The sequence below is a fragment of the Methylobacterium sp. 001424705 genome (genome assembly GCF_059816145.1).
In genome coordinates this window covers 1-5,226 of sequence record NZ_JCBANU010000059.1, presented here as the reverse complement: position 1 = coordinate 5,226, position 5,226 = coordinate 1, and the positions used below count along the sequence as shown (strand labels likewise).

The window sequence follows — 5,226 nt, the reverse complement described above, 5'->3', positions numbered from 1 at the left end:
GTTCAGGGGAGGGGGCTCACGGGGCGGCGGGCTCCACCCGGCGCAGCACGAAGGTGGTGCCGACCTCCGGGTCGCGGCGCCAGCGCCCGTCCCCGGTGGCGACCAGGTTCACGATGTGGCCGCGGCGGGCGTTGAGGGTGAGGTGCCCGTTGGCGAAGCGCCAGGAGACCGGATCGAACACCGTCAGGCCGCCGTCGCGGCAATGGTCGAGGATGCGCACCGGCGCCGGCGCGGTGCCGGGCGTCAGCTCGATGCGGCAGACGTCCTGTTCGCGGTAGCGGTCGAGGGCGTAGGTGCCGGGGGCCGGGGCGTCGCCCGCCGGCGCGGCCTCGGGCGCCGGGGCGCTGCGCGCGTCCGGGGCGGCGCTGCCGGCACCGGCAGAGCCGGCACCGGCGTAGCCGGCGCCGGGGCTGGTGGGCACCGCGTCGGTCGGCGGCACCATCGCGACGATCTGGAGCGGCACCAGGCTGAAATGCTCGTCGCCCGCGGCGGCCACGAGGCTGCGGGCATCGACCCGGGCGCTGAACTGCAGCACCGGCCGGACGTCCTTGTCGACCAGGCGCAGGTTGCCGTCGGTGAAGAGCCAGCCGGCAACGCCGTTGAGGATCGGCAGGGCCCGCCGGCACCCGGCCGGGAAGGACAGACGCCGGCCGGCCGGACCGCTCGCGCCCGCCAGGGTCAGGACGCAGCGCCGGGTGCTGCCGTCCCGCGACAGGTCCCAGGTGCCCGGCACCCCGGCGATGTCGCGGGGCAGGGTCTCGACGAAGGGCACTTCGGGCGCGGCGGGCGCCGGCGCGGCGCTCGATGCGGGCGCCTCCTGGGGCGGGGCGGTCTCCTGCGCCAGAGCCGGTGCCGCCAGCGCCAGGGCCAGGGCGGCGATGCGGCAAGCGCGGCTCATGCCTCCGCCGATCATGCCTCGGTCGATCATGCCTCGGCCGATCATGCCTGGGTCGATCCTCTCTGGGCCGATCATGCCTGGGCCGTCCAGGGCGTCTCCGGCACCGGGGTGAGCGGGCCGCGTCCGTCGAACCAGGCGACGAGGTTGTCCACCACGAGCCGGCCCATGGCCGCCCGGGTCTCCACCGAGGCCGAGCCCACATGGGGCAGGAGCACCACGTGGTCCATGGCCACGAGCTCGGGGGGCACGTGCGGCTCGCGGGCGAAGACGTCGAGGCCGGCCCCCAGGATGGTGCCGGCCTGGAGGGCCCCGATCAGCGCCGCCTCGTCGATGAGGCTGCCGCGGGCGACGTTCACGAGGAGGCCCTGCGGCCCCAGCGCCTCCAGCACCGCCGCATCGACGATCCCGTTGGTCTCCGGCCCGCCGGGCGCCACCACCATCAGAACGTCGGAGGCCTCGGCGAGGCCCCGCAGGGTGGGGTGGTAGGCGTAAGCGACGTCCGCCTGCGGCCGGCGTCCGTGGTAGGCGATGGCGACGCCGAAGCCCTCCAGGCGCCGGGCGATGGCCCGACCGATCCGCCCGAGGCCGAGGATGCCCACGGTGCGCCCGCGCAGGGTCGGGGTCAGCGGATAGGTCCGCTGCGGCCAGTGCCCGGCGCGCAGGTGGCGCTCGGCCTGGGGGATCTGGCGCACGGTGGCCAGGAGCAGGCCCAGCGCGAGGTCGGCGACCTCGTCGGTGAGGACGTCCGGGGTGTTCGTCACGACGACGCCCTGGGCGGCCGCCGCCGCCGTGTCGATGGTGTCGTAGCCGACGCCGAAGCTCGCCACGATCTCGAGGCCGGGCAGGCGCGCCAGCAGGGCTTGGTCCACCGGCGCCTGGGCCCCCGTGGCGAGGCCGCGGATGCGCGGGCCGGTCTCGGCCAGGAAGGCTTGCGGATCGGGGACGGTGTCGAGCCGGTGCAGGGTGAAGCGCTCGGCGACGGCGTCCATGACGTCGGGATGCATCGCCTTGAGCATCAGGATGTCGATGGGCGGCATGGGGGGGCTCGGCGACGATCGGGATCCGGTCGAAGCCTGGGCGGCTCCGCGCCGACAGCTTTAGGCCGCGGGTCCGGACCGGTCCAGTGACCTTCGGCGGCCCGCGCGCCGCCCCATGCGGGCGCCTCCGGGCTGCCATCCGCCGGGCGCAGCCGGGCCCCCACTTTCGCTGCACGCCTTGGAACACTACTAAAGGGAGACCGACCTCCGTTTCCCGACGAACAACCAGAACAGCCACGCCATGACCGCGCCGCGCACCCTCTACGACAAGATCTGGGACGACCACGTCGTCGATGTCGAGCCCGACGGCTCCACGCTCCTCTACATCGACCGCCACCTCGTCCACGAGGTCACCAGCCCCCAGGCCTTCGAGGGCCTGCGCGTGGCCGGGCGCCGGGTGCGCCACCCCGAGAAGACCCTCGCGGTGGTCGATCACAACGTGCAGACCTCCGACCGCCGCTTCGGCATCGAGGATCCGGAGAGCCGCATCCAGCTCGAGGCGCTGGCCGAGAACGTGCGCGACTTCGGCATCGAGTTCTACGACGCCCTCGACCGCCGCCAGGGCATCGTCCACGTGATCGGGCCGGAGCAGGGCTTCACCCTGCCGGGCCAGACCATCGTCTGCGGCGACAGCCACACCTCGACCCACGGCGCCTTCGGGGCGCTCGCCCACGGCATCGGCACCTCGGAGGTGGAGCACGTGCTCGCCACCCAGACGCTGCTGCAGAAGAAGGCGAAGAACATGCGCGTCAGCGTCGACGGCACCCTGCCGCCGGGCGTGACGGCCAAGGACATCATCCTGGCGATCATCGGCGAGATCGGCACCGCCGGCGGCACCGGCTACGTCATCGAGTATGCCGGCTCGGCCATCCGCGCCCTCTCGATGGAGGGCCGGATGACCATCTGCAACATGTCGATCGAGGGCGGCGCCCGCGCCGGCCTGGTGGCGCCGGACGCCACCACCTACGCCTATGTCGAGGGCCGGCCGAAGGCGCCCCAGGGCGAGGCCTTCGCCCGCGCCAGGGCCTACTGGGAGAGCCTCGTCACAGACGAAGGCGCCCATTTCGACCGCGAGGTGCGCCTGGACGCCGCCAACCTGCCGCCCATCGTCAGCTGGGGCACCAGCCCCGAGGACGTGGTCTCGATCTCCGGCGCCGTGCCCGATCCGTCGCGGATCGCGGACGAGAACAAGCGCCAGTCGAAGGAGCAGGCCCTGAGCTACATGGGCCTGACCCCCGGCACCAAGATCACCGACATCACCCTCGACCGGGTCTTCATCGGCTCCTGCACCAACGGCCGCATCGAGGACCTGCGGGCGGTGGCCCAGATGGTGGAGGGCCGGAAGGTCCACGCCAACGTCTCCGCCATGGTGGTGCCGGGCTCCGGCCTGGTGAAGCAGCAGGCCGAGGCGGAGGGCCTCGACCGCATCCTCAAGGCGGCCGGCTTCGACTGGCGCGAGCCGGGCTGCTCCATGTGCCTCGGCATGAACGCCGACCGCCTGAGCCCGAACGAACGCTGCGCCTCGACCTCGAACCGCAACTTCGAGGGCCGCCAGGGCCACCGCGGCCGCACCCACCTCGTCTCCCCCGCCATGGCGGCGGCGGCGGCCGTGGCCGGGCGCTTCGTCGACATCCGCGAGTGGCGCCGCGAGGCCTGAACCACAATCGACGGGCCGGCCGAAAAATCCGCTGCGATCCGGATTGACGACCGGCCCCGCCCCGCCTAAACGAAACCCGCGTCGGTGCCGCAAGCGGCCCCGGCGAGCCCAGGTGGCGGAATTGGTAGACGCGCTGGTTTCAGGTACCAGTCTTGCAAGAGGTGAAGGTTCGAGTCCTTTCCTGGGCACCAACCACTAGCTAAGTGGTTATTCCGTTTAGAATATCAGCGACATCAGTGACTTAGGGCCGCCCTGTGGTACACACAGTTGGTACACATGGCCCTGAAAATGCCCAGTCCCTGGCTGCACCCCAAAACGAGCGTCTACTATCTCCGGCGACGCGTTCCTAAAGCCCTTCAGGGCCGGGTCGGTAGAGCGATCGTCAAAATAAGTCTGCGTACAAAAGACCAGGCTGTGGCGAAGACACGCTTCGTAGAAGCCTCGGCCAAGCTAGACGTAGAGTGGGCAGCTCTGTCTGCGCCGCAGGCAAATGCCGGCAACTCTGACGATTGCCTGGAGCGGCCAAACTCAGGATCGCTGACTGAGCGAGAGGCCCATGAACTTGCCGCTTGGATTTATGGCTGGTGGCTGGGGAAACATCGCGCGAACCCAAGTGATCAGGACTTTTGGCCAACGGACGCATTTGACCGGTTGTGGTGACCTGACCGGTATTTTGAACCGAGCCGAGTGAGAGGCTACTGCATGGTAGCGGCCATGGGTAGCCGGAAAGCCAGATCCGGGAAGGTGACAGGCGCGGGCGGCCGGTAGCCCAAGGACGAATGCGGCCGAACGCGGTTGTAGGTATTCTGCCAGATCCCAATCACGGTCTGTGCCTCCTTCAGCGAGTAGAAGATTTCTTGGCGTAGGCACTCGTCCTTCAGCTTGCCATTGAAGCTCTCACAGTAGCCATTCTCCCACGGCGATCCTGGTGCAATGTACTGGATCTGCGGGCCGGTTTTGGCGACCCACTTCCGCAAAGCCTTCGAGATCATCTCTGGGCCGTTGTCGCAGCGGATGTTCTCCGGGATGCCATGCAGGCACATCGCATCGGCCAGCGCCTCGATCACGCCCAGGCTGTTGATGCGCCTCGCGACCTTGAGCGCTAGGCAGGCGCGACTGTGCTCGTCGATCAGCGTCAGGATGCGCAGGCTTCGCCCATCATGGGTCTGACCCTGCACGAAGTCGAAGCTCCAGACGTGATTGCGATGGAGAGGCCGCAGCCGCACGCAGGAGCCATCGTTCATCCACAGTCGGCTTCGCGGCCGATGCTTTTGCGGAACCTTGAGCCCCTCACGACGCCAGATCCGCTGAACCCGGTCCTTGCCCACCTGCCACCCCGCAGCCTGCAGCAGCGCGGTGACGCGGCGGTAGCCATAGCGTCCGTATTCAGACGCCAAGACGATGATGGCGCGGGTCAGCGCATCCTCGTCAGCCGGCACGGTCGGTATGTAGCGTTGCGTGCCCCGGTGCTGGCCAACGATCCGGCAGGCATGGCGTTCTGAGAGACCATACTTCTCACGAATGCCGTCGACGGCCTGCCGGCGTCGCTCCGGGGCTAGATGGGGTATTCGGGGTGCGTCGCGCGGTGGAAGCGGCATGATGGTGCTCTGAACCAACCTCGGAGCCCTGCCATG

Annotated in this window: 5 protein-coding genes and 1 tRNA gene; 3 read left to right on the top strand and 3 right to left on the bottom strand. The window is 69.8% G+C overall.

The window, feature by feature from the left end; genetic code table 11:
* Nucleotides 1-16: 16 nt before the first annotated feature.
* Together AC6EUL_RS22565 and AC6EUL_RS22560 are read right to left on the bottom strand one after the other, a co-directional pair.
* Nucleotides 17-898, bottom strand: coding sequence for an AprI/Inh family metalloprotease inhibitor (locus AC6EUL_RS22565; protein ID WP_499872835.1), 882 nt, complete (start codon nt 896-898; stop codon nt 17-19).
* 71 nt (nt 899-969) lie between these two features.
* A complete protein-coding gene (locus AC6EUL_RS22560) occupies nt 970-1,935 on the bottom strand; it encodes a 2-hydroxyacid dehydrogenase (RefSeq protein WP_056380213.1) in 966 nt (321 codons plus the stop codon).
* A 241-nt stretch (nt 1,936-2,176) separates the two neighbouring features.
* On the opposite strand from AC6EUL_RS22560, the gene leuC reads away from it, so the two are divergent.
* From leuC to AC6EUL_RS22545, 3 genes are all read left to right on the top strand, one after another.
* Nucleotides 2,177-3,592 (top strand): 3-isopropylmalate dehydratase large subunit, encoded by a 1,416-nt coding sequence (leuC, locus tag AC6EUL_RS22555; RefSeq protein WP_056216518.1) that lies wholly within the window; start codon nt 2,177-2,179, stop codon nt 3,590-3,592.
* Nucleotides 3,593-3,698: 106 nt separating this feature from the next.
* Nucleotides 3,699-3,783 (top strand) — tRNA-Leu (locus AC6EUL_RS22550).
* Between the two features lie 85 nt (nt 3,784-3,868).
* A complete protein-coding gene (locus AC6EUL_RS22545; protein ID WP_499872832.1) occupies nt 3,869-4,252 on the top strand; it encodes a DUF6538 domain-containing protein in 384 nt (127 codons plus the stop codon).
* Between the two features lie 35 nt (nt 4,253-4,287).
* On the opposite strand, the gene AC6EUL_RS22540 is transcribed toward AC6EUL_RS22545, so the two are convergent.
* Nucleotides 4,288-5,226: IS3 family transposase (locus AC6EUL_RS22540; protein WP_499872830.1), on the bottom strand; the 939-nt coding region annotated here is incomplete at its 5' end.